General features: G+C 38.6%; 24 protein-coding genes and 2 pseudogenes. 9 read left to right on the top strand and 17 right to left on the bottom strand.

Going from position 1 to position 24,834, the window contains the following annotated elements:
- Positions 1-231: 231 nt before the first annotated feature.
- The 10 genes and pseudogenes from PR833_RS18125 to radC all read right to left on the bottom strand — a co-directional run bounded on the left by PR833_RS18125 (position 232) and on the right by radC (position 9,198).
- On the bottom strand, positions 232-1,374 hold the full coding sequence (locus PR833_RS18125; RefSeq protein WP_272526396.1) for a glycosyltransferase: 1,143 nt from the start codon (positions 1,372-1,374) through the stop codon (positions 232-234).
- Position 1,375: 1 nt separating this feature from the next.
- Positions 1,376-2,395 (bottom strand): glycosyltransferase family 8 protein, encoded by a 1,020-nt coding sequence (locus tag PR833_RS18120; protein WP_053110675.1) that lies wholly within the window; start codon positions 2,393-2,395, stop codon positions 1,376-1,378.
- Positions 2,388-3,626 carry an O-antigen ligase RfaL gene (rfaL, locus tag PR833_RS18115; RefSeq protein WP_053110676.1) on the bottom strand — a complete coding sequence of 413 codons (1,239 nt, stop codon included), beginning with the start codon at positions 3,624-3,626 and terminating at the stop codon, positions 2,388-2,390. Before rfaL ends, PR833_RS18120 begins: the two co-directional genes overlap by 8 nt.
- Positions 3,627-3,640: 14 nt before the next feature.
- Positions 3,641-4,654 carry a lipopolysaccharide 3-alpha-galactosyltransferase gene (gene waaO, locus PR833_RS18110; RefSeq protein ID WP_272526395.1) on the bottom strand — a complete coding sequence of 338 codons (1,014 nt, stop codon included), beginning with the start codon at positions 4,652-4,654 and terminating at the stop codon, positions 3,641-3,643.
- 29 nt (positions 4,655-4,683) lie between these two features.
- On the bottom strand, positions 4,684-5,481 hold the full coding sequence (gene rfaP, locus PR833_RS18105; protein WP_004924252.1) for a lipopolysaccharide core heptose(I) kinase RfaP: 798 nt from the start codon (positions 5,479-5,481) through the stop codon (positions 4,684-4,686).
- Positions 5,474-6,598, bottom strand: coding sequence for a glycosyltransferase family 4 protein (locus tag PR833_RS18100; RefSeq protein ID WP_040132603.1), 1,125 nt, complete (start codon positions 6,596-6,598; stop codon positions 5,474-5,476). The genes rfaP and PR833_RS18100 overlap by 8 nt, the downstream gene beginning before the upstream one ends.
- Position 6,599: 1 nt before the next feature.
- Positions 6,600-7,664 (bottom strand): lipopolysaccharide core heptosyltransferase RfaQ, encoded by a 1,065-nt coding sequence (gene rfaQ, locus PR833_RS18095; RefSeq protein ID WP_004924247.1) that lies wholly within the window; start codon positions 7,662-7,664, stop codon positions 6,600-6,602.
- Positions 7,665-7,861: 197 nt separating this feature from the next.
- Positions 7,862-8,029 (bottom strand): 50S ribosomal protein L33, encoded by a 168-nt coding sequence (rpmG, locus tag PR833_RS18090; RefSeq protein WP_004924244.1) that lies wholly within the window; start codon positions 8,027-8,029, stop codon positions 7,862-7,864.
- Positions 8,030-8,040: 11 nt separating this feature from the next.
- Positions 8,041-8,277: a 50S ribosomal protein L28 gene (rpmB, locus tag PR833_RS18085; protein WP_004924239.1), complete on the bottom strand. Its 237-nt coding sequence runs from the start codon at positions 8,275-8,277 to the stop codon at positions 8,041-8,043.
- 252 nt (positions 8,278-8,529) lie between these two features.
- Positions 8,530-9,198 (bottom strand): annotated as a pseudogene (gene radC / locus PR833_RS18080) (RadC family protein).
- Positions 9,199-9,378: 180 nt separating this feature from the next.
- On the opposite strand from radC, the gene coaBC reads away from it, so the two are divergent.
- From coaBC to slmA, 3 genes are all read left to right on the top strand, one after another.
- Positions 9,379-10,584, top strand: a complete 1,206-nt coding sequence (gene coaBC, locus PR833_RS18075) for a bifunctional phosphopantothenoylcysteine decarboxylase/phosphopantothenate--cysteine ligase CoaBC (RefSeq protein ID WP_040132604.1) — start codon at positions 9,379-9,381, stop codon at positions 10,582-10,584.
- On the top strand, positions 10,571-11,026 hold the full coding sequence (dut, locus tag PR833_RS18070) for a dUTP diphosphatase (protein ID WP_004924226.1): 456 nt from the start codon (positions 10,571-10,573) through the stop codon (positions 11,024-11,026). Before coaBC ends, dut begins: the two co-directional genes overlap by 14 nt.
- Positions 11,027-11,559: 533 nt before the next feature.
- Positions 11,560-12,159, top strand: a complete 600-nt coding sequence (slmA, locus tag PR833_RS18065) for a nucleoid occlusion factor SlmA (protein ID WP_004924223.1) — start codon at positions 11,560-11,562, stop codon at positions 12,157-12,159.
- A 221-nt stretch (positions 12,160-12,380) separates the two neighbouring features.
- Here the strand turns inward: slmA and pyrE are convergent, their stop codons facing one another.
- Both pyrE and rph read right to left on the bottom strand, forming a co-directional pair.
- Positions 12,381-13,022, bottom strand: a complete 642-nt coding sequence (gene pyrE, locus PR833_RS18060; RefSeq protein WP_004924221.1) for an orotate phosphoribosyltransferase — start codon at positions 13,020-13,022, stop codon at positions 12,381-12,383.
- Between the two features lie 116 nt (positions 13,023-13,138).
- Positions 13,139-13,852 (bottom strand): ribonuclease PH, encoded by a 714-nt coding sequence (gene rph / locus PR833_RS18055; protein ID WP_004924220.1) that lies wholly within the window; start codon positions 13,850-13,852, stop codon positions 13,139-13,141.
- A 122-nt stretch (positions 13,853-13,974) separates the two neighbouring features.
- Here rph and PR833_RS18050 point away from each other — a divergent pair, with 122 nt between their 5' ends.
- The 4 genes from PR833_RS18050 to PR833_RS18035 all read left to right on the top strand — a co-directional run bounded on the left by PR833_RS18050 (position 13,975) and on the right by PR833_RS18035 (position 18,348).
- Entirely contained in the window at positions 13,975-14,838 is an 864-nt protein-coding gene (locus PR833_RS18050; RefSeq protein ID WP_014657191.1) for a YicC/YloC family endoribonuclease, read from the top strand.
- 160 nt (positions 14,839-14,998) lie between these two features.
- Positions 14,999-15,805, top strand: coding sequence for a glycosyltransferase family 25 protein (locus PR833_RS18045; RefSeq protein ID WP_158660872.1), 807 nt, complete (start codon positions 14,999-15,001; stop codon positions 15,803-15,805).
- A 283-nt stretch (positions 15,806-16,088) separates the two neighbouring features.
- Positions 16,089-16,880, top strand: a complete 792-nt coding sequence (locus tag PR833_RS18040; protein WP_230089039.1) for a glycosyltransferase family 32 protein — start codon at positions 16,089-16,091, stop codon at positions 16,878-16,880.
- 337 nt (positions 16,881-17,217) lie between these two features.
- Positions 17,218-18,348, top strand: coding sequence for an ABC transporter substrate-binding protein (locus PR833_RS18035; protein ID WP_014657190.1), 1,131 nt, complete (start codon positions 17,218-17,220; stop codon positions 18,346-18,348).
- Between the two features lie 61 nt (positions 18,349-18,409).
- Here PR833_RS18035 and PR833_RS18030 read toward each other — a convergent pair whose 3' ends face one another.
- The 3 genes from PR833_RS18030 to PR833_RS18020 form a co-directional block, all read right to left on the bottom strand.
- Positions 18,410-19,663, bottom strand: coding sequence for a nucleoside permease (locus PR833_RS18030; protein WP_061064529.1), 1,254 nt, complete (start codon positions 19,661-19,663; stop codon positions 18,410-18,412).
- Between the two features lie 98 nt (positions 19,664-19,761).
- On the bottom strand, positions 19,762-20,697 hold the full coding sequence (locus PR833_RS18025) for an EamA family transporter (RefSeq protein ID WP_004924207.1): 936 nt from the start codon (positions 20,695-20,697) through the stop codon (positions 19,762-19,764).
- A gap of 56 nt (positions 20,698-20,753) precedes the next feature.
- Positions 20,754-21,572, bottom strand: a complete 819-nt coding sequence (locus PR833_RS18020; RefSeq protein WP_004924203.1) for a purine-nucleoside phosphorylase — start codon at positions 21,570-21,572, stop codon at positions 20,754-20,756.
- 187 nt (positions 21,573-21,759) lie between these two features.
- Between PR833_RS18020 and PR833_RS18015 the strand changes: the two genes are divergently transcribed.
- Together PR833_RS18015 and thiM are read left to right on the top strand one after the other, a co-directional pair.
- Positions 21,760-22,962, top strand: a complete 1,203-nt coding sequence (locus PR833_RS18015; protein ID WP_042117090.1) for an ROK family protein — start codon at positions 21,760-21,762, stop codon at positions 22,960-22,962.
- Positions 22,963-23,010: 48 nt separating this feature from the next.
- A complete protein-coding gene (gene thiM, locus PR833_RS18010) occupies positions 23,011-23,781 on the top strand; it encodes a hydroxyethylthiazole kinase (RefSeq protein ID WP_004924199.1) in 771 nt (256 codons plus the stop codon).
- A 29-nt stretch (positions 23,782-23,810) separates the two neighbouring features.
- Here the strand turns inward: thiM and PR833_RS18005 are convergent, their stop codons facing one another.
- Both PR833_RS18005 and PR833_RS18000 read right to left on the bottom strand, forming a co-directional pair.
- Positions 23,811-24,515, bottom strand: coding sequence for a lipopolysaccharide core heptose(II) kinase RfaY (locus tag PR833_RS18005; RefSeq protein WP_272526394.1), 705 nt, complete (start codon positions 24,513-24,515; stop codon positions 23,811-23,813).
- Positions 24,516-24,677: 162 nt separating this feature from the next.
- Positions 24,678-24,834, bottom strand: a pseudogene (locus PR833_RS18000) (UDP-glucose 6-dehydrogenase); the annotation flags it as partial.

Raw genomic sequence — 24,834 nt, 5'->3', positions numbered from 1 at the left:
TTTATCTTTAGCTCCAATATAATCACTTTAGAACATATAAAAACTCTATCATAGCCTAATATCTATTCATAATAATCTGAAAAATATGCTAAAAACATCAATAACTGTAACTAGTTGAATAAGTTACTAAATTCAACATTCTGATGGAAACCATCTTAACTCAATATAGAGTAAGCAAGATTTGCGCCAATACAATATATTAATAACGTATGCTCAGAACTTATGCAAAAATTATTTATACCACTTATCAATAACACTTCTCAATTCGTTTTTCACAATTTCCCATGTAAAATTGTCATAGGCATACTGCTTTGCAGCATCGGCTATTTGACTTCTATTATCATGATTTAAAGCATTATTAATATCATCCGCCATGCTAGCGGCTGATAATGGTTCACGAAATATAAAACCCGTTTCATTGTGCTTAATAAATTCAACCATTGCCCCTCTTTGGCTCGCAATGACTGAACATCCAGATGCCATAGCTTCAAGTGCAACCATACAAAATGATTCATCTGCAATAGATGGAACCGCAACAAGATCAGCAATAGAGTAATAGTGCCTCATTTTTTCAGGGTGTATTCCTCCTAGAAGGATACATTGTTCACCTAACTGATGAGCATAATTTTTTACTTCATCTTGAAATTCTGCATGTTCTCCCTTTGATGCAGCATTAATATCTCCAACAATCACTAACTTATAGTTAGCTCTATCTTTAAATAAAATGCTGCAAGCTTTCATTAACTCAAGCACCCCCTTATCCCGAGTAATTCTGCCAGCGAAAAGAATAACATTATTATTTTTATTCAAACCAATATCTTCTCGTTTAATGTCTGATGGTAAAGAATAAATATCACCATCAAAGCCATTTCGGACTACTTCAATGGAAGCTTCAGGTAAACGTTCTCGAAACCAATTATGAGTGAAATGACTCGGAACAATGATTTTAATATTAGCAGGTACATTTTGTGGTTCAAAACAGTTATGCATGTGGAGTATAACGTTTTTATACCCTTCTTTTTTAATTATTTTTTTAAATAACTTAATATTGTTATGAACAATAATGATACTTTCATCACTATTAGTCGCAAACTTGCGTTTTATTTTTACAATACGATCTGCATATGAATAAGGGTCTAGCCTAGTCCATTTTTTAAAAAGCCTAGTATAGATTTTGCCAAATTTTATTCTTTCAATTGAACATTTCTCGTTGACTTCTGAATAATGAGAATATCCCTCATTTTGAATACATACGATACGATTTTCTATTTCTAACCTTTTTGCAACATGATATATCCACGACTCAACTGCCGCCGCACTTTTCGGAGGAATAGAGTAAATAGGAGTTACTGTGAAAACTATTTTATTAATCATATTAGTATCTTTTGCTCCTGAACATTTTCATAAACAAATATTGGCTCCCTGATAAAAACCCCTTAATAAACCTTCCTTGTTTTAATAAGTGTTTATACTCTTTTTTTCTTTCAACAAATTTAGTTGCAGGTTTTAAGTCATTCGTTGTCCAAGGCGATTGCATCAAAGCCTTATAAAAAGGTTGGGAAGCGGGATAATTTGCCCATGTGTGCCAAGGTTTACTCACACCTGTGTAATGAATTAGGACTGTTTCAGGTGTAATAACCTGTTGATATTTTTGGTGAGTTGAGTCATATAATTCATTTTTTAGTGTATAAACAGTATTAAATCTTTGGTTAAGTAGTTCTAAGTCATCTCTTAAAATAAGGTTTAACACATCTTGATCAGGATATTTATATCGTTGCTTAGCATTTTCTGCTGATAACAACTCAAAACATTGTTGGGTAATCTGCTTTTCATGCCATTTTTTTAAGTTGACAAACATGACACCAGAATTGAAGTAAGTCTTTGCTAGTGAAGGCGCATGAAGCCTTGTTTCACTTTTCGTTCTTACACCGATATCATCAGCAACGACACCGCAGACTTTGCCTTTGATTAAATTAGTCGTTAAATCTAAGATGCCATTACACACAACGTCCGCGTCTAAATAGAGTGCAAAATCATAATCAATCGACAGATAATCCAAGGCAACTAACCGAAAGTACATCGCTGATGACCAAACATCAGAAGCGGGAAGTGTTTTCAGTAATTTGTTATCTAATTCATAAACATGAAATTCCACTTGAAACTGACTTGCAATAACTTTAAGTTTCTCTAGAAAATCTGGGCTAACTTTATCTAGAAAATAATGGAATCTAAAAAATGTGGTTGGATTATTTATGAGTAAAGACACCGCTGAAACCCCAGCTCCAAACTGATAGTTTTCATCAGAACCATAAATAACATCTAAGCATGATAACAAGGTATTATCAGCTTTACCCACTTCGCCGAGCACATATTTATTTGTTATGAGGTTATTCATAGTGTTTTCTCTTATTCTTTGTTGAACTGTGCCCCATCATAGCAATTAAAAAACCTAAAAGAACACCTAATGGTTTTAGGTCCACTTGCTCAAACATCCCTCGAACCAGATAAAAGCTAATGAGGCTCATTAATAACGCTATAAATGCAAAATGGCTTTTTGATTCATTGACTGTACTTTTGATTTCCTTGAATAAGGAAAAACACATCGACAAAAAAACCGCACTAAAAGCAATCAGCCCTGAGATACCTACACCAAACCAAATATATAGCCAGATATTATGAGGCCCCAATGACTTCTTAAATACCCAATCCGGTTTTTCTGGTACAACACTATTATATTTATCAATGTATATTTTATCACCAAATCCATATCCAATAATTGGATTCTCTAAAATTAACTCAAGTGCTGTTCCCTGTGTACCATTTTTATATCGATGAGTACTATCAGTTTGTTCAAGCTTATAAAATAGAGTTTTAGTCATATCTGGGTAGATTGATTTTAATGAGATCAATGAAATTAACGAGATACATAGTATCGAACCAATCAATTTCCATGGACGTTTAAAACATAAAAATAATAAACCTGCCATAGCCACAGCAACCCACCCACCTCGGGAAAGAGTCCCTAACAAAACAAATAAAAATACAACACTTAGTATATAAAAATAAATCAGCTTAGATTTAGGCAATAGATACCAAAGGATCGGAATTATAGGAAAGTAAAAAACCAAGGCATCTGAAACATTCCTAAAGTTGTAGGTTGTAAATGGTAAAATACCATTCTGATAAGCCTCATAGTACCGATATAGTTCAATAAGTAAAACAAACACTAATGATGCAGAAAAACTAGTCAATAGTAAATTTGAAATCGTTTTTATATTTTCTTTGTAGAGAAGAATCGGTAATAAAAGAGATAGGCTAAGCACCCCATAATTCAAGAAGTTATTATTAATCGCTCTCATTGATGCATCAGGCATGCTTGAGTAACTTATTGAAATATAAAAAACCAATGAAAACAACACGACTAAGTATAAAAGTTTATTATTTAATCTTTTTAGCACCCTTCTTGTATCTAATGATAAATATACCAAACATGTAGCTATCATTAGATAGAATAGTATATGTTTATACCTAGTAACATTGTCCACAAAAAAAAGCACAACAAACATAAAGATTAAAGCTTTATTATACTTCGAAAGAGTATTCTGATTTCTTTCTAAAAAAGGCATAATTTACCCAATGATTAATTACTTAATTTAGCCCAAAAGTATTGAATGCTATTTTTGATTCCAGAAAATAATTTACCTTGGTTAAACATATGCTTCGCACAATAACGCAAATGGTTGCTACTTTTTGCTTTTAGCAATGGAATATCCTTCCATGGCGAAGATTTTTTGGCCTCAATAAATGGCTGTGCAGTCGCATAGTTCGCCCACTCATGCCATGGTTTAGTCGGACCAATATAATGAATTAATATCGTATTATCTGTTATTGGGTTCTCTTTTTTATCTTTTTGCAGCTCATAGTTTAGGCTATATTGTGTATTATACTTTCCATCAAGATAAATAACTTTGCCTGTTAGTAATATATTAAGAATATCCTGATCTAAATAGGATATTTTTGCTTTTATCTCTTCTTGAGATAATAATTCCATCGCTTTAGCCGAAATATCTAGTCGAGACCAGTTTATCAGATTGATTAGTAAAAACCCTGCGTTAAAATACCCAGTGGAAATATTAGGAACCCCTAAAGCATCAGCTCTTTTCTGCCACCAAACAGCATCTCTTTCAGGTACAACAGCAGCAACTTGATCATCGCTAAACTTAATATCTAACAATTCATTTAATGAACCCTGACATATAATATCTGCATCCATGTAAATCATACGTTCTAATTGATTTGAAAAATAATCTGCGATAATAAATCGAAAATAGGTTGCGTATGACCAATTTTTAGTACTTGGTAATGACTTTAGTTGCTCACAGTCAACTAGGTAAATGATAATACTAGTATTATACTGGCTTGCGAGTTGTTTAAATAAACCTTTCCATTCATCGTCAAAATAATCAGTAAAAATATGGAAGACAAAATGCATATCCGAATTATTTTTTAATATCGATGCAATAGAGATCCCACATCCATACAAGAAGTTACGGTCTATACCATAAGAGATATGTAAGCTAGTACTAGGGTGTTCCTCACCAGAAGAAGATAGATTTATCTGTTTAGTTACTGCATTTTGTTTATCAAAAAACATATTCTTTTTACTCTCTTTTTCGGAGAATGTTACAATGACTTTCTAATTGTACGCTCTTGGATTTTTTTTGCCTTGCTTCCTGCTTTGAGTACCAAAGCTTGTTCTTCTTTTAAAATTTCTCGTAAAGGCAAATCAAAGTAAACCTTCATAAAACGGAAAATATCTCTGCTTGTTAGGCCGATATTTAATGAAGAAAAGTATAACCCAATAAGATCTTTATCACGCCAACGAGTTGGAACCTTCTTTCTAAGTTGCGCTCGATGTAAATCTATCACCGAGATTTTCAAATCCTGCTCTTCACCTGAGAAAGGCAAGTGTAGTAAAAAATGGCAAATATAACAGTCGCGGTGATTAATACCAACGGCGTGCATTTTACGTACCATTTGAGCAACACGGCGAATAATCAATTGTTTAACTCTAAAATCAGGCGCTAGGCTTGGCCAATTTGCACAGTAATCTTCCAAACTCACCGTTGGCGTTAAATCTTTCGTAATAATAAAGGAATGGCGGCGTAGCGGATTCACACCCTTTTGCCCAAATGCACGGCCATCCATCGTATCTACACCCGCTTTTGTTAGCCGATGAATTGCGTTCCACTCCCTATCAGCCCCCAATACTGGTAGCCTTAATGAAAACAGGTTTTTTAACACCTCTTTTAAGCTTGTACCATAATGGATTTTGATAAAATAGCTCTCACCACCAAGCTCAAAGCGCAATGTTTTGCGACTTTCTAGCTGACGAAAAACCTCACCTTCTAACTGCTCAGTTTCAACAAAAGGATCTTTATTTTTCCATAGCTCACTAAAAGGTGTTTTAAGTTCAATCATCTAGATGTCCTAAAATAATATCAGCCGCTTTTTCAGGTAAACTATATAAGTCCTCTGTATCCGCAAAATGCCGCGCCTTTTCTGCCCAATTTTTTAATTGTTGTTTATTTTGCAGGCTTTCTGAAAGCGCAGAATCTAACGTTTTTTGCTCAAATGGTTCACGGATCACAATACCGCATTGAGCATCAGCAATAAATGAAGCATAACCACAAACTTCCGTAACAATAATGGGTAAACCTGCTGTTATAGCTTCCAGCAACACAATACCCGCCGCTTCTTGGTATGCTGGATGCATTAAGATATCAGCCGCTGCCATTAGCTCAGCAACATCATTACGCCCACTAAAAAAGGAGACTTGTTTACCTATACCCAGTGTATTTGCTAGACGCTGATATTTTTCAGGCTTATCCTGCCCAACTACCATTAATAACGTATTTTTCTTAATCTCCTCAGGCAATGCAGCCATCGCTCTTAAGGTTCTATCGACCCCTTTACGCTTAAAGTCGGAACCGACCTGCAACAACAAATACGCTGACTGAGGTATCTGATTTTTCTCTCGATAAATTTGCCGCGCATTGGGGATTTGTTTATCGTATTTTCTATCTTGCGCAATCCCCGGCGGCAGCATATAAAAACGCGACGCTTCTGTAGCATAGTGTTTTTTAAAATGTGCAATTTGATGAGGTGTTAACATTAATAGCTTAGTCGGCTTCCCTGTCTGAAACACCGCTTTTTCAAACCGGGCATAATGTTTATAGCGAGGCGTCAATTTGTAGAAAAAACCTTTTTCATTGGCGACTTTTTCTGCGTAACAAACATCCGCTGCATAGTAAACATCTAAGCCCGGCATCTTATTAAAGCCAACCACACGAGCTACAGGATGTTGTTTAATATGTGCCTGAACCCACTCACAATACTGCGCATTACGTCCATGGTTGGTTTTAGAAGTCACAGGCACAATGATAATTTCAAACCCTGCAGGTTTATCGCCATCCCATGATTGAGTATAGACGCGGATCTGCTGTCCTCTTGCCTGACATGCTAATGCAATACGCAAAAAATCACGCTGCAAACCACCGAATGGAAAATACTTGTACAGACAAAATGCCAAAATCATCTCAGAGCCTTGTCATTATTGAACGAATATTCATAGGCAGCATTTTTTCTGTTGCCTCAATAACATCAGATGCGGGAATGATAGAAAGATATTTTTTAGTTCTATCGAGCTTTTCTCTTGGTGGCATCGCCTCATAATCACCCGCCCAAAACTGCACAACATTATCACTCCACGGACGCCAAAATACATTATTCGTTGCGCCAAACAAACACACTATTGGTGTATTTACAGCCGCTGCAATATGCATCGGTGCTGAATCAACCCCGATAAATAACGCGGCATGCGCAATTAAGGCACCAAGCTCAGGAAACGTCGTTTTACCTGCCAATTCAGTAATAGGCTTGGTTTGGCAATGAGAAGCAATCGTCTCAATACAGTTTAGGTCTTCTTTACTTGGCCCTGAAGTCAAAACAACCTGATACCCACGAGATTGTAATGCATCAATGACTTGTGCAAATTTTTCATCATCCCAACATTTAAATATCTGCCGTGCGGTTGGCTGGATCACCACATAACTGCTGTGTACACCTAGCTCTAATAACTTTTGATCGATATTTTTCCAATCTTCTTCTGTGTATGACATCGTTAAATTGGTTTTTAGATTCGTTATTTTTAACGGTTCAAGCACAGAAAGATTATTCATAACAACGTGTTCACCATGAGGCTCGGTCAAGTGTGTAAAGCTATTTAGCCAATATTTGGAATCTCGATGACCAAATTTATGGGAGATTTTCATTTGGGCAGGGATAGAACGCACCAGAAGAGACACCATCCATTGGTCGGCTAGATTCACAACTAAATCATACTTATTACGGCGTAGTTTGAATAATAAACGAATAAAATTACATGCTTTACTTAGACCATTAGCCTTTTTACCTTTCATACCATATAAGGCATGGATTTCCCTATTTTCAGACAAAATAGGGATCGTATCTTGATAAAGTAACACGTCAATCTCGGCATCAGGATAGTTTTGTTTTAATGTACTGATGACGGGCGTCGTCAGTAACATATCCCCATGAAACCGCATCTTGATAACAAGAATTTTTTTAAACTGTTTTTTCACCAGACACTCTTAATTATATCTATACGTAAAATGACATAGTTCTTTGACAAAAACTAACACTATTAATTCAATCAATAATAAACATGTTACTACTTTAGTAATAATCGATATAGCTTTGAATACCTATCGTCATAGCTTTTTGATTTTTAAAATAAAAAAACCCAGCCAAAGCTGGGTTTTTTATAAGAAAACAAAAATTATTTAATTTTTGCTTCTTTGTAGATTACATGCTTACGAACAACTGGATCGAATTTTTTCATTTCCAGTTTTTCTGGCATAGTACGCTTGTTCTTCGTAGTGGTATAGAAGTGACCAGTACCTTCAGAAGAAACCAGCTTGATTTTCTCGCGAATACCTTTAGCCATTTTTTAGCTCCTTAGTACTTCTCACCGCGGGCACGCAGTTCAGCAAGAACAGCATCAATACCCTTTTTATCGATAATACGCATGCCTTTAGCAGATACACGCAGTGTTACGAAACGTTTCTCAGACTCAACCCAGAAACGGTGAGAGTGCAGGTTTGGCAAAAAACGACGCTTGGTCGCGTTTAATGCGTGTGAACGGTTGTTACCGCTCATTGGACGCTTGCCAGTAACTTGGCAGACTCGTGACATGTCTATTCTCCAAAAATCTAATCAGCTCGAGCTTTTTTGTTCTGGGTATGGCCGCCTCGTCAGGCTTAGGAGCCCATCTCAGCAAACTTTATTGACTGAAAAGAATGTTATCATCTTAGTAAAAAAATTTACTGAGATAGGCTCTTCTCGCCAAACCCAAGATCCTCAAAGGTGGCGTAGTATACGCTTTCAATCGTTCTCACTCAAGCCCAATGCGGCAAAAGTTGTCATTTTTTAGTCAAAAAAATGCTTTTACAACCACCCTCGTTCAAGAAACGAAACACAATTTTTATGCCCAACAACAAAATGGTCAAGTAATTTAATCCCCATTAAAGTACAAGCCTCCTTAATACGAAACGTCACTTGCCTATCAGCGTCACTCGGCTCTGGGTTACCTGAAGGATGGTTATGTGCCAATATAATCGCACTGGCATTCATTTTCATTGCAAAACGAATGATTTCTCGAGGATGCACCTCTACCCGATTGATCGTTCCCCTAAATAACTCTTCGTAGCTAATAATTTGATGTTGATTGTTCAAAAATAAGACGGTGAAAACCTCTCTTTCTTGACCAGAAAATAGCTCGACTAACCTCATTTTTAATAGGTTTGGGTCTGATATCACATCTTCATATAAAAATTGTTCAGCAAAAAACCGGCGTGCCAGCTCACTAATTGCCTGAAGTTGGGAGAACTTACACACACCAATTCCCTTGCATTTCTACAGCTTTGAGTAATCCGCTTGTAAAAGAAGGTATAAAGAACCGAACTCTTTGAGCAAACGTTCCGCAAGTTCAATTACTGATTCCCCTTGCCTACCTGTTCGTAAAAAAATCGCTAATAGCTCTACGTCAGTCAGTGCTACCGCACCATAAGCTAACAGTTTTTCCCTTGGCTGTAAGTTCTCTTCATATTCCATCATCACCCCCTATTTCTCCTTTTGCGCCCCCACTTTTATATGCAGACGATAGGCACAACAACGCATAACTGGTGAATTTGCGTAGCGCTTCGCAAAAATAAAAGGGTGATGATATATACAGTGCTCTCAACGATATTTCTGATATGATAAGATGCTCTTCACGATAATTAGATGGATAGAACCATGACACAGCTATTAGGTAAAAAAATAGTTCTCGGCATTAGTGGTGGTATTGCCGCGTATAAAATTCCTGAACTAACCCGTCGGTTACGTGATGAAGGCGCAATAGTTCGTGTTGTTATGACCCATGGTGCAAAAGCCTTTATAACCCCTTTGACGCTACAAGCGGTTTCCGGTCATCCTGTCTCTGATGATTTACTTGATCCCGCTGCTGAGGCCGCAATGGGCCATATTGAATTGGCCAAATGGGCAGATATCATCATATTAGCGCCGGCTACCGCAGATTTAATTGCTCGGGTCACTTCAGGTATGGCTAATGACCTACTCACGACAATTTGTTTAGCTTCGGCAGCCCCCATTGCTGTTGTACCTGCCATGAACCAACAAATGTATCGGGCAACCGCAACACAAGAAAATTTAATTAAACTGAAACAACGTCAATATATTATCTGGGGTCCAGATAATGGTAGCCAAGCCTGTGGCGACGTTGGGCCGGGTCGAATGATAGACCCACTCGAGATAGTACGCCTAACCTGCGAGCATTTCCGCTCTCGAACAGACTTACAAGGTGTAAAAATCATGATTACTGCTGGACCTACTCGTGAAGACTTAGATCCCGTCCGTTTTATCAGTAATCACAGTTCTGGGAAAATGGGTTTTGCAATCGCCGAAGCGGCAAGCCAACGCGGGGCACAAGTCACTTTAATCGCTGGCCCAGTGAATTTAGCAACGCCCTCCGGAGTCACACGGGTTGATGTTATCAGCGCTCTCGATATGTATGAGCAAGTCCACCACACTATTGCACAACAGGATATCTTTATTGGTTGTGCTGCCGTTGCTGATTATCGTGCAAAAACCATCGCAGAAAATAAAATCAAAAAGCAAGGTGATGAAGTTGCCATTACATTAGTTAAAAACCCAGATATTGTTGCGAGTGTTGGTCAGTTAACGCAAAATCGCCCTTATGTGGTTGGGTTTGCAGCCGAAACCCAAAATGTGGAAGAGTACGCACGCCAAAAGCGCCAACAAAAACAGTTGGATCTAATTTGCGCGAATGATGTTTCTCTCGCTGATAATGGTTTTAACAGTGATAATAATGCGTTACATCTTTTCGATGCCTTTGGTGATGTCCGTTTACCACACAGTAGTAAACTTGAATTAAGCCACCGTTTATTAGACGAGATACTTCAACGTTATGAAAAAAATTGATCTAAAAATTCTTGATCCCCGTATTGGTAATGAATTTCCGTTACCAACTTATGCGACATCTGGCTCCGCAGGGTTAGATCTACGTGCCTGCCTTGACGCGCCAATTGATTTGGCACCCGGTCAGACTGAACTAATTCCTACTGGCCTCGCTATCCATATTGCTGATGAGCAACTTGCAGCGGTGATCCTCCCTCGTTCAGGCCTCGGTCATAAGCACGGCGTGGTACTCGGTAATTTAGTAGGCTTAATTGACTCTGACTATCAAGGCCAACTGATGGTGTCTGTTTGGAATAGAGGCAACCAGACCTTTACAATAGAACCAGGTGAGCGCATGGCTCAAATGGTCTTTGTACCCGTTGTTCAAGCAGAATTTAATATCGTCGATGACTTTGATGCTACAGAGCGTGGAGCCGGTGGTTTCGGTCATTCAGGTCGTCAATAAATCTGCATAATCCTAATTCAAAGCTTTACTGGTAATATCAACGCTATGTTAAGTGGCGGAATAAAAATAAAATTATCAGTAAATTAACCGGAAAATAGGCGGTGTCGTTATAGTAAAAGGGCTCTGTTACCAGGGGTATTGTTATTCAACCCTCACTTGTTTATCACGACAAAAGATCCGTTGATGTAACGGGTCTTAATAATGCTAACAATAATGATGAGTTGAATGTGTTGTGCTACGTTTGTTTGATATCTCTAACAAAAAACCTCAAGTCTTACCGTATTGAGGGCTGATACGCTAACGTGTTCAGAGGATTTAAAGCGTTCCAACAACAAGGAATAGTTATATCTTCATTTAACACGAAGTGTTACGAGCGTGCATCTAACCATAGATAACAAGAATAGACCTTTGGAATTAATAAGCTCTCATACAAACCGTCCTATTTTATCTTCTTTTTGCCCTCTGATGGCTATTTACTCAGGGCAAAATTTTAGATAGTTTGTTTTGCTGTTTTAGCAGGGGTCTTATCAGACATGGCAGAAAAAGCGATAACAAAAAAACGCAACAGGCGCGAAGAGATTTTACAATCACTTGCGCTGATGTTAGAAAGTAGTGATGGTAGTCAACGAATTACAACCGCAAAACTAGCGGCAAATGTTGGTGTATCAGAAGCCGCACTCTATCGACATTTTCCAAGTAAAACCAAAATGTTCGATAGTTTAATTGAGTTTATTGAGGACTCTTTAGTATCGCGTATTAATCTTATCCTGAATGATGAAAAAGATACGTTAACTCGTATTAAATTGATTTTAGCGCTTATTTTAGGTTTTTCAGAAAAAAACCCTGGCCTAACCCGTATTATGACAGGCCATGCGCTCATGTTTGAGCAAGATAGGCTACAAGGGCGTATCAATCAGCTCTTTGAACGGATTGAGTCACAGCTACGGCAGGTATTAAAAGAGAAAAAAATACGTGACGGTCAAGGCTTTATCCATGATGAATCCCTATTGGCAACGCAATTACTTGCTTTTTGTGAAGGGATGCTATCGCGTTTTGTCCGTTCAGAATTTCGCTATCGCCCAACGGTAGAATTTGAATCTCGCTGGCCTTTAATTTTAGCTCAGTTACAATAACAGATTAAACTACTACTCACCCCGCCCACTCTTTGGGCGAGGGCTTTTTTCTTTTAGTAGGTTAGTAGGTTATTTCCCTGAGTTAACACTCACTGAAAGCTAAAGTACTGCTTGTAGAGAGAGGCCTGCTACTTCGGCATCTTTTATGCAAACTGATAGGGTAACTATGGCAAGTCACCCTTATTTTCCGGCTCTGTTTAAAGCCAACAAAGTGTCATACATTAAATACCATATTGCTGGCGATAAGCTTTCATCGCAATAAGGTGTTGCTGCATATCCTCACGTTCAGCTAGATAAGCGATCAAGTCGCTCATGGTGATAATGGAATACACTTTACAGTGATAATCACGCTCAACTTCCTGTACAGCAGAGATCTCACCTTTCCCTTTCTCTTGACGGTCAAGGCAGAGCAGAACACCATTTAGCGTTGCATTGTGTTGCTTAATAATTTCCATCGACTCACGGATAGCAGTACCTGCCGTAATCACATCATCGACCACAACAACACGCCCCTGTAATGGGCTCCCAACCAGAGTGCCTCCCTCACCATGATCTTTTGCTTCCTTACGATTAAAGCAATATGGCATATCCACATCATGATGCTCAGCAAGGGCGACAGCCGTGGTTGTGGCAATCGGTATGCCTTTATAAGCAGGCCCAAACAGCACATCACACTCAATCGCACTTTCCTTAAGCGCTTGGGCATAGAAACGACCAACTAATGCCAAATCACGCCCCGTATTAAATAAACCCGCATTAAAAAAATAAGGGCTTTTACGGCCTGATTTCAGCGTAAACTCACCAAATTTTAGTACCTGTTTTTTCATGGCAAGTTCTATAAATTCGCGCTGATAGGCTTTCATGGGTCAATCTCCTCAATCGTTAACATCTATATATTAGGTTGCATATCTCTGGCGATATTTACCAAATCGCCGAACATAAAAAAGGCGACTATTTCAGCCGCCTATTAAAAATAACTTTATTTCAACGCTTCTCGTTGAGCTTCAAAAATCGATCCTAGCCCCGTTTTTGCTAGCGCTAATAATGATAAAAGCTCATCATGGCTAAACGGCTCACCTTCTGCTGTTCCCTGAACTTCGATCATGCGACCATCGTCCATCATCACAACATTCATATCGGTTTCTGCTGCGGAATCTTCGACATATTCAAGATCGCACAATGCTTCACCATCAACGATTCCGACAGAAACTGCTGCAACCATAGATTTTAGTGGGCTTTGTGCAAGTTTACCCTGTTCAACCATTTTATTGAGGGCATCAACCAACGCAACGCAAGCACCTGAAATTGCAGCGGTACGTGTTCCGCCATCGGCTTGTATTACGTCGCAATCTAAGGTAATGGTGTACTCACCTAATTTTTTAAGGTCAACCGCAGCACGTAGAGAGCGTGCTATCAGGCGTTGGATTTCCATTGTACGGCCTGTTTGCTTCCCTTTGGCTGCTTCACGTTGATTTCGTGAGTTGGTTGCGCGAGGTAACATGCCATACTCAGCGGTAACCCAACCTTGACCTTGCCCTTTTAGGAAACGAGGTACACCTTCCTCTACTGTTGCATTACATAACACCTTAGTGTCGCCGAACTCAATAAGAACAGAGCCTTCCGCATGCTTAGTATAGTTGCGTGATATTTTAATCGGACGCATTTGGTCTGCCATTCTGCCTTCTGGACGCATGGTGTTATCTCCATTTTCAACTTAATTGCCGCGCATTATACGTCCTTAAACCGATAATGCCTATCCTGACATCGCGCATAGCGCTATAATCCTTCTAGTATTCATTTTGATAGGAACGAATTATGATCCGTAGTATGACCGCTTTTGCCCGCCGTGACATCAAGGGTGAATGGGGGAGTGCGGCCTGGGAGCTGCGTTCCGTAAACCAACGTTACCTAGAAACATATATCCGCCTACCTGAACAATTTCGAAGCCTTGAACCGGTGATCCGCGAGCGGATCCGTGCACGCCTTACTCGCGGTAAAGTCGAGTGTAACTTACGTTTTGAATTAGATGGTGCAAAACGTGGAGAGCTTATCCTTAATGAGGATCTAGCTCGCCAAATTATTAGTGCGGCTAACTGGGTAAAAAACTACAGCCACGAAGGTGAAATTAACCCACTTGAAATTCTGCGCTGGCCAGGCGTTATGTCCGCTGAAGAGCAAGATTTAGATGCTATCAGTGAGCAGCTATTAGCTGGCCTTGATGAGACCTTAGATGCTTTCATTCAAAGTCGAGAAGCTGAAGGTGCTGCGTTACACGCTCTTATTGAGCAGCGCCTTGATGGTGTTTTAGTGGAAGTAGCCAAAGTTCGTCAGCATATGCCTGAAATTTTACAATGGCAACGTGACCGTTTACAGGCGAAGTTAGAAGAGGCTGATATTCAAGTCGATAGTAATCGTTTAGAGCAAGAGCTGATTTTGCTCGCCCAACGTATCGATGTCGCTGAAGAGCTTGATAGGCTTGAAGCTCATGTTAAAGAGACCCGCAATATTCTTAAAAAGAAAGATGCAAATGGCCGACGTTTAGATTTTATGATGCAAGAATTTAACCGTGAATCCAATACATTAGCGTCAAAGTCTATCAATAGTGAAGTGACTAACTCTGCAGTTGAGTTAAAGGTCTTGATAGAACAAATGAGAGAGCAAATTCAGAATATTGAGTGATGTGAATATTGATATTAAGCCAATAACCTATCATAGTTATTGGCTTATAGTCCGAAAAATTTATTTTTATGTAAATAACAATGAATTATGAAGATTTCAGCAAAGTAGTATGCTGTAACTTGTTTTATAGTGATTAATGATCATAGAGAAGGCATTTTGTATGATACAGAGTAATAACAAACAAGCTAAATTGAGTAAGGAAAATGTAACTCCTATTTTCATCGTTTCACTAAAGAAGGATATTGAACGACGAGAAAAAATTACACATGCTCTGTCAATACAAAATTTACCGTGGACAATGGTGGATGCTATAGAGGGGAAAGACCTACAGCCTGATTATCTCAATTCTTTGAATTATAATTATAATAAACCATCTTGTGCTAATGAGGTTGCATGTAGTTTAAGCCATCAATTAATTTATAAAACTATCATTAATAGTGATATTGAATGGGCCATTATCCTTGAAGATGATGCTATACTTGATGCTCAATTATCGTATCTAATCCATGAATTAGAAAATGGAAAAACATCTCTATTAAAAAAAGAACATATCTATTTATTAGGTGGTCAAGAAGGGTTACGTACGAGACAAAGTATTTCCCTAAGCTTTTTTAATAAAATTAAAATAGGTGATATTACATTTAGAAAAGTGACGTATAAGCCAAACAAACTGGCCCGAACATGTTGTTATCTAATTCACCGGAACGAATGCGAAAAACTTGTCAAATTATTTGAAGAAGCTTATTACGTAGCTGATGCATGGAGTTTATTCTACAATCAAAAAATAGTTAAAGGGTATTTTCTTACTGAAATAATTAAACACCCATTGTTGACTGCTGACAACAGTAATATCGAAAAATACAGAATAAAACCAAGTACAACAAGGAGAAAGAAAGGCTATATTGAAAATAGGATTTCCTTATGGTTACTGCAGATAAGAAGATTTTTTAGATCACTAAAATGGTAATATGTATAATATTCTTTACCATACATAGTGATAAAAGATAACGTAATTATAAAATAAACCAAAATTCAAAAAAATTTGTAAAATCCTTTAGAGGTTAGAGCACTGTCAGCTCAATCAAAGATACTGAGCAAAAACAATACATTATTAAGAGTTAGTTTTGAGTTGAAATGCTAAATTTTCCTAAAAATTATCTTAAAACTCGTAATTTTTTCTTTTTTGTGAGTAAAATAATCAGCTATTTCACAATGATATATAGCAGAGAATGAGAGCCAAGGAATAAATTTTGATACCTAAAATAATACATTATATCTGGGTTGGTAATAACCCAAAACCTCAGTTTGTGTTAGATTGTATTGAAACTTGGAAACAACACCTTCCTGATTATGAGATCATGGAATGGGGTAATGACTGCCTAGAAACAATAAATAACACTTATGTCAACGAGGCTATAAAAAATAAAAAATGGGCTTTTGCTTCTGACTATATAAGGCTTTATGCCCTCTATAATTATGGAGGTATCTACCTTGATAGTGATGTTGAAGTCACACAAAGTTTTGACCGCTTCTTGAATTTAACATTTTTTAGCGGGTATGAGCAGTACAATGGAAAATACTTACCCATTACTGCAGCTATGGGGTCAGAAAAAGGTTCTTCTGTAGTTAAAGCGTTACTTTCCGACTATGATAATGTAAAATTTGAAGTCGACGGAGAACTTATATTAGAGCCCAATACATTTAAAATTAGCCGTTATTTTTCCAGTGAGTTTGGTCTCAACCCTCCCTATGATGGTACCCAAGAATCTCATCTAGCTGAAGGAGTAGTCATCTACCCATCTTATTACTTTTGCAGCCCTGAATATAATAAGATTAACTTTTCTATCCACCATTTTAGTGGCTCTTGGTTACCTTCTCACAGAAGAAAGGATAAATTAAAAATTTTCAATAAATTTATTATTAGTCGATTTAAAAAATCCAGAGATAAAGGGGATTATCCATTACTTCATAATGAAAAAATACTACTGAAGGTTAATTTTTCAAAAGTCATCTCCTATGTCTTGATTTCTAAGAGTAATTAGAAACGTATTATTAGACACACTCAATTGCTTGTAGAGTGTGTCATTTATTAAATATTCATACAATTTTTACCACCCTCCTTATTCAACTGCAAATATCATCCTACCATCAGTCGCTTACAGCGTACTTCTCCGCTAATCGAGGTACATTTTTCTCCTCTCTTTCTTAACGCCACCCGAAAACTTATTCAAATGATTAAGATTATAACCTGATGAATTAAATCAAAAAAAACATTAACTCATCAATAAATAGAAAAAGATTATAGGTTATTGTTCCGGACATTTTACATATGATAATGATAATTGTTATTATCTAATCTTGCTCAAAAGGGGTCTAAATATGAAGATAGTTAATCACCTGCTCTCAATAACATTTATCACATCACTCTCATTTTCAGCATTAGCAACGACTTATCCAATCACAATCACCGATATGGACGGTCAAAAAATCACGTTAAAGCAAGAGCCTAAACGTGTTGTGCTACAGGATGGTCGAGATATTTTAACCCTTGCTTTGCTTGATAGGGACGATCCATTTAGTCGTGTTGTTGCATGGAACAACAACCTTAAAAAATCTGATCCACAAACAGTAACGTTACTGGAGAAAAAATGGCAAGAGGATATGCAGAAAATCCCAGACATGGGGTTTAATGATAAAGGTGAGGTCAATACAGAAGTGGTTATTGCGCAAAAACCGGATGTATTAATTGCGCAACTGCGTGCAAAGCCAGCCTTAGAAGGTTCAGGTGTTGTCAGCCGCTTAAAAGATGCCAATATTCCTGTCCTATATATTGATACTTTCTTACAGCCCGTCAAAAATACGCCAGCTAGCGTCGATATACTTGGATTAGTGCTCAATAAGGAAAAAGAGGCCAAAGCATATACTGATTTCTACAACACACGCTTGTCTGATATCCAGAAAACGACTGCAAAAATTGAAAATAAACCACGTGTTTTTATTGAAGCCAAAGCGGGCGCAAATGGTAGCGATAGCTGCTGCTTCACCCATAACAACGCAGGTTGGGGTGGGTTAGTACAGGCAATTGGTGCAGATAATATTGGTAGCCAATTCTTGCCTGGCGCTTCTGGTACTGTCTCTTTAGAACAAGTGATTGCCACTAAGCCTGATGTCTATATTGTTACAGGCTCTCGTTGGGTCAATAAAAATAATATTGCAGCACCCTTTGGTTATGGCGTAACTGAAGACGAAAATCAACGTGGTTTTGAACGGCTCAAAAAACGTGTTGGTTTTAACCAAATCAGTGCAGTAAAAAATAACCGCCTATATGGCGTTTACCATAATTTTTATAACCACCCTTACAATATTGTCGGTATGGAGTATCTAGCGAAATTCATCTATCCCGAACAATTTAAGTCACTGAAACCTGAAGAAACCTATAATCAAATCATTAAGGAATTTACGACAATCCCAGTTTCAAAAGCAATTTGGGGTTCTCAAGCTGAACATTAATGATTATGCAAACTGCCCTCCAATTGTAGGGGGCAGTTTATCTCCTATCGAATAAAATACATTACCCTTTTGCTGCTGCAAGTTCACCTTTCCTATCATGATGGTAGTGGAACGTGAAGTAGAAAATAACAGCAAGAACAACAGTATAAGAGGCAAAAACAAGCCAAATGGTATGCCAATCTTTTACGCCATCGACGCTAAAGTAGTCAACGACGAGACCACTTAATATCGCCCCAAAATAAGCGCCGACACCATTGACCATTGTCATAAATAGCCCCTGAGCGCTTGCTCTCATTCGATTATCAACTTCCTTTTCAATAAAAATAGAACCCGAAATATTGAAGAAATCAAAAGCACATCCATAAACAATCATGGATAAGATCAAGAACATTAAACCTATTGCAGAAGGGTCACCAAAAGCAAAGAAACCAAATCTTAATGTCCAAGCGAACATACTTAATAACATGACAGTTTTAATGCCATAACGCTTCAAGAAAAATGGAATGGCTAAAATAAAACCAACTTCTGCCATTTGTGAGATAGACAGTAAAATAGATGGATACTGTACGATTAAACTATCTTGAAATAGCGGGTCACGAGCAAAATCATGTAGGAATGGGCTGCCAAACGTATTGGTTATTTGTAAAACAGCGCCTAATAACATCGCAAATAAAAAGAAGACAGCCATAATAGTTTTTTTAAATAACACCAAAGCGTCAAGGCCCAGTTTACTGACCCAACTACTTGAGATAGCTTTTTTATTCACGGCAATATGAGGTAGTGTCAAAGAATATAGTGCCAACAATAACGAACAACTTCCTGCGATATAGAGCTGCATGCTACTTAATTCAAATTTTAATAAGCTAATGCTCCACATAGCAATAATAAAACCTACCGTACCAAACACTCGGATTGATGGGAAATTAGCCACAGAGTCTAATTGGTATTGGCTTAATGAGGAGTAACTAATTGAGTTGGATAAAGCAATGGTTGGCATAAATGCCATCGCATTAATTAGCATGATCCAGAACATCAATGTCGAGTCAGTAACTGTTGCAGCGTAGAATAAGGAGCCTGCACAAATAATATGGCAGATCATATATAACCGATTCGCGGGAATATATTTATCTGCAATTATTCCGATAATGCCCGGCATCAAAATGGCGGCAATCCCTTTAGAACTATAAACCATTCCGACTTCGGCACCTGAGAAATTGAGTGTTTTCATCATATAGGCACCGAGCGTCACTAACCAGCTTCCCCAGACAAAATATTGCAAAAACAACATAATTTTTAAGCGGGTTTTAATATTCATACAAGTCTCCATTTGGAGTTATACTCGTCATTCTTTAGGTTGGCAGCATTATTGGCTAACTCATACGGGACATATTGTTCGATGAGTTTAAACGTTGATTAACGTGTCGCCTTACTGCGCCTCAGTTTATTCAAGAGCATTTGTTTATTTGTTTTTATTTTCACTTCAGCAATAGTGACACCGAATAAGATAATGGCAACGCCTACAAACTGAATGAATTCGAGAGGTAGATGTAAGACGGTAACAGACAGCAAGATTGTTACAGGTAATTGCATTGAGCTTAAAATTGTCGCAAGGCTCGTTCCGATAAGTGGAGTTCCTTTAGCAAACATCCACATACCAAAAAAAGAGCCAAAAAAGGCTAAGGGTAATCCATAAGAAAAAAAGAGTGAGTTAAATGTTGAGAAATGGCATAAAAAGGTAGGAGGTACAATGACTGAAGTGAGTATCGCTCCCCCCGTTACCATAATTGCGGAACGCATCATAGGATCGGTTTTCACCGCGAGTGCACCACTCACATAGACACGTATCGCATTCGACAAAGCAGCACATAAACCTAATGCAACACCTAACCAATGGAATTGGATATGCATCGTATTAAGCAACCCCGTAGCGAATGTCGTACCAATTAAGATAAATAATACTGACACCAGCGTCATTGCTGTAGGAGCTCGGCGAGTTACAGCCGTATTTATCGCCACCCCCATCCAAGTAAATTGCAGAAATAGCACAACACCTAAAGCAGGAGATAAATACTGCAATGATGCGTAATACAATAGCCCAGTTAATCCTGTTGTTGTCCCCGTCAATAACATCAATATTGATTGTTTCTTCGATGGCCAACTGAGTGACTTTCGCCTAATGGCGGAGCCAATCAAAACAAATAGCCAGAGCAGAACCGCCCCTAGCACGGTTTGGCTACCGATGACATCATTCAAAGAAAATCCGGCCTGATAAGCCAATACAACCAATGTTGACAAAATGCCATAGCTGCAAGCGCCCAGTGAAACTAAAACTAACCCCTTTAATTTCATTTCATACCTACCTACATGGTGTTCTATGACACTCTTTATATTGTTTTGAGAATAAGTTAGAAGCGAGCGATCACGCCAGTGACTAATTTCAAGAATGTCGCCTTTACTTTCTCGGCAGTTTCAATCACTTCATCATGGCTTAATGGTTGCTCTAAAATGCCACACGCCATATTGGTTAAGCAGGAAATACCCACTGTTTTGATTTGTGAATGGTGAGCGACCAGTGCTTCCGGTACGGTTGACATACCGACGGCATCCGCCCCTAAGGTTCTAATCATGCGAATTTCGGCTGGTGTTTCATAAGTCGGGCCAGTCCACCAGGCATAGACACCTTGGCGCAGCGAAACGCCTTGTTCTTTGGCAACATCAAGGATCACTTGACGCAACTCTTTGTTATAAACTTCGCTCACATCCAAAAAGCGAACGCCTAATTCCGGGTTATTTGGCCCTATCAGCGGGTTATTAGCAGTTAGGTTGATATGGTCAGTGATAACCATCAGATCACCGGGGTTAAAGTCAGTATTGACGGCACCGCAAGCATTGGTAATGATCAATTTCTCGACACCTAATGCTTTCATCAGACGCACAGGAAAAGTGACTTGGTCGAGAGAAAAACCTTCGTAATAATGAAAACGGCCTTTCATTGCGACCACATTTTTACCTGCGATAGTACCGATCACCAATTCATTCGCATGGCCAACCGCTTCGGACTTAGCGAAATGTGGGATCTCGCTATACGGGATATGGACTGCATTTTCTAATGTATCGGCAAATGGCCCCAAACCAGACCCTAAAATGATACCAATCGTTGGTTTTGTCGCTGTACGTGATTCAATAAAACGCAAGCTTTCTAAAATATCATTGGTGTTATGCATGGAAATCTCCGAATCGTGCCCAAAAGAGTGAATGAGGTGATGATAAAGTAATTTAAAAACCAATCAGCGATCTTAATCTCATTTTAAGAAAAAGATTCTCGCTATGATCTTATTTAAACAGCAGGATTTTTTGAGCAGATCTGCTAATCTTGGACGCGGCGTGTCTTGATAAGAAAAAGGTGATGACTTGTTACTTACACTATTGAATGAATTTCGCACCTCGAAAAATTCAAAAACTCGTAAACTCAAAATGCTGTATAGGCTAATCCTGAATCATGGGCCAGTAAGAGCAGAAGAGCTATCATCATTAGCGAGTATGAAACCCGCGACTTGTGCAAGACTGCTTGATGAGTTAAGTAAAAGCCAATTAATTTCGACATCGGAATTGGGGGAATCAACGGGGGGACGCAAGCCAATATTGTATAGTATCAACTCGGATGATGGGTATGTTGTTGGGATTGAGATGAGCGATCTCTACTCAACCATTATGTTGCTTAACCTAAAATTAGATATTTTAGGCATGCTGAAAATAAAAAATGAACAGCTAGAGACAGCAGAAAATATGCTGGATCACCTATTGATCAAAGTTGAACAGTTATTATCTGAGCACCAATTAACAATCGAAAAAATACTGGGTATTGGCATCGCCATTGATCATATTCTAGAACGAGATAAGGTCGACTTTACTAAATATGATGAGCGGATCAGTAGCCTATTCAATTATATTGATAATAAAGTGCCCTGTTTTGTGACACTGGGCAGTGGTATCACCTTTGCCGCGCTTGCCGAATACCGTTTAAGGTATCATTCAAAAAGCCAACGTTTTTTATTTACAACTTGTGATACGGACATACGTAGCTGTACCATCATCAATAATACCTTTGCCCCTGCGCCAATCAGTACCGCTCAAGCTTTTGGTCACACGACGATTGATATTCGAGGGTTAAGATGTGAATGTGGCTCTTATGGATGCTTAAAACAATACAGTTCATTATCGGCCATAAAAGTACGCATTATTCAGCAAATTCGATTAGGAAAATCTTCAATCATTAATCAGTTAGTCAGCACTGAATCGGAGATTAATTATCATACTATTTTCCAAGCACTCGCTATGGATGATAAATTATGTTTAGAAGTGCTAGAGGAAGCTGCCTATTATTATGGCCTTGCGATTGCAAACGCTATTTTAACATTACAGCCGGATGTTGTGGTATGTGGTGGTACATTGACACCTAAAAACCATTTTTTTGCCATGACGAAAAAGTCGATAGAAGCGAAAATGGCTGCATTTCCACATATTAAAACCCGTATTTTTCCAGCAAATGACTCCTATGAAGTCGTCGCTCAAGGTGCGGGTGGAATGGTATTAGAAAATTATTTGGCGGATTAATTTTAGGTTAACAAAGACTGGCGAGATCAGGTGACATAGGAGACAGTGATGCAATTTGAAACGACTTCAGAAGAGCAAATTTCAAAAACTAAGCAGCTATTTATTGAACATTCACCCCTGACCCATTGTATGACCAATGACGTTGTACAAACCTTTACTGCTAATATTTTATTAGCCCTCGGCTGTTCCCCTGCAATGGTGATTGAACCCGAAGAAGCGGAGCAATTTGCTGCTATTGCTGATGGTTTATTAATTAATGTAGGCACATTGACCGCAAACCGCCAAAATGCCATGGCATTAGCGGTACACAGTGCTAAAAAAGCTGAAAAGCCATGGGTGTTAGATCCCGTTGCGGCTGGTGCACTGACCTTTCGCACCCGCTTTTGTCATGAACTGCTGGCTTTATCGCCAACTGCCGTTCGTGGTAATGCGTCTGAGATTATGGCGCTAGCAGGATTTAGCCAAGGTGGTCGAGGTGTCGATTCATTAAACACCACGAATGATGCCCTACCTGCCGCCCAATCTCTTGCCCAAGCAGCCCAAACCATTGTCGTGATAAGTGGAGAAATTGACTATATTACCGATGGTCAAAGAACGATGGCTATCTCTGGCGGCCACCCAATAATGACCCGTGTTGTCGGTACCGGTTGTGGGTTATCTGCCGTTGTTGCGGCAAGCTGTGCATTACCCGGAGATCGGTTAGCCAATATCGCGAATACATGTGCCATCATGAAACAAGCAGGCGAAATTGCAAAGCAACGCTGTCGTGGAACGGGTAGCTTTGTGCCTGAATTTTTGGACGCATTATCATCACGCTAAATCAGCGTTAATGGCGTATATCGCGACATTTATAAACGCGTTTTCTTACCACGTATTTTACGTGACCAATGACGAATGTTATTTCGCAACATGATAAATTGGTACATAAAATTCTTTTTATCAGGTTCGATACCATAAAACCGTTTTAATGCAATTAAGTCATTCGCTTTGCAAATCGCGAGATGACCAAAGTCTGATAAATCGATAATTTTAAGTCCATTATCGGTGAGCACCAGATTACCTGCATGAATATCATTCGATGCTAAATCATAAGCATGGAGTTGGTTAATAAGTGCTGCTATTTCGCGGTAATAAGGCGTGATATCGCTGACCTCCGAAAGTACTGTGCCCTCAACATATTCGGCAATAATCCATGTTTCAATGGATTCTCGGCAGCGCATCTTTTCGGCCACAAAATAGATATCATTTGTGATAGTACAACCTTGATTTTGCGCACGCACTAAACGATAAAGTAGGCGGGAAAAATAAGGGCCATGCACCATACGCATAATTCGCTTTTCTAAACGACTATCGCGCTCTTTTTCACACTTAATGATGTAGTTTTTCCCATTAATCGTAATACGAGCGACACTGCGCTCCATATTGCCACTATTGAGATTTTTACCAACAATTTTGCCTTGGATATAATCATCAATGACTTGCCAATAATCTATATCACTCTCTTTTTGATAAACCTGATACCCATTTTTTTGTGACTTTATTATATTTTTCATTGCTCGCCATTTCACCGTACCATCTATTTCAACCAATGCTAACAATTACCTACATTCATTTCTTAGCGATTGTTGCAGATTATAGTTAAAGAATGGCAAGTATCCACTGTGAGCTAGCCAGCATAACAGCTGGCTAGTGATAGATCAGAAAAAATAAGGGAATTAATCGTTACCAAATAGGTCGCGGGTATACACTTTATCCGCCACATCTTCGATTTCAGGCACCATCCGGTTAGCCAAAATAATGTCGCTGTCCGCTTTAAAGGCCTCAAGGTCACGATAGACTTTCGAGCGGAAGAACTCATCTTCTTTCAGCACC

Source organism: Providencia sp. PROV189, assembly GCF_028480065.1.
GTDB classification, from domain to species: Bacteria; Pseudomonadota; Gammaproteobacteria; order Enterobacterales; family Enterobacteriaceae; genus Providencia; species Providencia stuartii.
Note: the sequence above shows the minus strand (reverse complement) of the source record. Positions and strands in the feature narration are given on the sequence as shown.

Bases quoted from the DNA above. Each gene is read 5' to 3' on its own strand.
- PR833_RS18125 (WP_272526396.1), bottom strand. From the start codon at position 1,374: ATGATTAATAAAATAGTTTTCACAGTAACTCCTATTTACTCTATTCCT.
- PR833_RS18120 (WP_053110675.1), bottom strand. From the start codon at position 2,395: ATGAATAACCTCATAACAAATAAATATGTGCTCGGCGAAGTGGGTAAA.
- rfaL (WP_053110676.1), bottom strand. From the start codon at position 3,626: ATGCCTTTTTTAGAAAGAAATCAGAATACTCTTTCGAAGTATAATAAA.
- waaO (WP_272526395.1), bottom strand. From the start codon at position 4,654: ATGTTTTTTGATAAACAAAATGCAGTAACTAAACAGATAAATCTATCT.
- rfaP (WP_004924252.1), bottom strand. From the start codon at position 5,481: ATGATTGAACTTAAAACACCTTTTAGTGAGCTATGGAAAAATAAAGAT.
- PR833_RS18100 (WP_040132603.1), bottom strand. From the start codon at position 6,598: ATGATTTTGGCATTTTGTCTGTACAAGTATTTTCCATTCGGTGGTTTG.
- rpmG (WP_004924244.1), bottom strand. From the start codon at position 8,029: ATGGCTAAAGGTATTCGCGAGAAAATCAAGCTGGTTTCTTCTGAAGGT.
- rpmB (WP_004924239.1), bottom strand. From the start codon at position 8,277: ATGTCACGAGTCTGCCAAGTTACTGGCAAGCGTCCAATGAGCGGTAAC.
- coaBC (WP_040132604.1), top strand. From the start codon at position 9,379: ATGACACAGCTATTAGGTAAAAAAATAGTTCTCGGCATTAGTGGTGGT.
- dut (WP_004924226.1), top strand. From the start codon at position 10,571: ATGAAAAAAATTGATCTAAAAATTCTTGATCCCCGTATTGGTAATGAA.
- slmA (WP_004924223.1), top strand. From the start codon at position 11,560: ATGGCAGAAAAAGCGATAACAAAAAAACGCAACAGGCGCGAAGAGATT.
- pyrE (WP_004924221.1), bottom strand. From the start codon at position 13,022: ATGAAAGCCTATCAGCGCGAATTTATAGAACTTGCCATGAAAAAACAG.
- rph (WP_004924220.1), bottom strand. From the start codon at position 13,852: ATGCGTCCAGAAGGCAGAATGGCAGACCAAATGCGTCCGATTAAAATA.
- PR833_RS18050 (WP_014657191.1), top strand. From the start codon at position 13,975: ATGATCCGTAGTATGACCGCTTTTGCCCGCCGTGACATCAAGGGTGAA.
- PR833_RS18045 (WP_158660872.1), top strand. From the start codon at position 14,999: ATGATACAGAGTAATAACAAACAAGCTAAATTGAGTAAGGAAAATGTA.
- PR833_RS18035 (WP_014657190.1), top strand. From the start codon at position 17,218: ATGAAGATAGTTAATCACCTGCTCTCAATAACATTTATCACATCACTC.
- PR833_RS18030 (WP_061064529.1), bottom strand. From the start codon at position 19,663: ATGAATATTAAAACCCGCTTAAAAATTATGTTGTTTTTGCAATATTTT.
- PR833_RS18025 (WP_004924207.1), bottom strand. From the start codon at position 20,697: ATGAAATTAAAGGGGTTAGTTTTAGTTTCACTGGGCGCTTGCAGCTAT.
- PR833_RS18020 (WP_004924203.1), bottom strand. From the start codon at position 21,572: ATGCATAACACCAATGATATTTTAGAAAGCTTGCGTTTTATTGAATCA.
- thiM (WP_004924199.1), top strand. From the start codon at position 23,011: ATGCAATTTGAAACGACTTCAGAAGAGCAAATTTCAAAAACTAAGCAG.
- PR833_RS18005 (WP_272526394.1), bottom strand. From the start codon at position 24,515: ATGAAAAATATAATAAAGTCACAAAAAAATGGGTATCAGGTTTATCAA.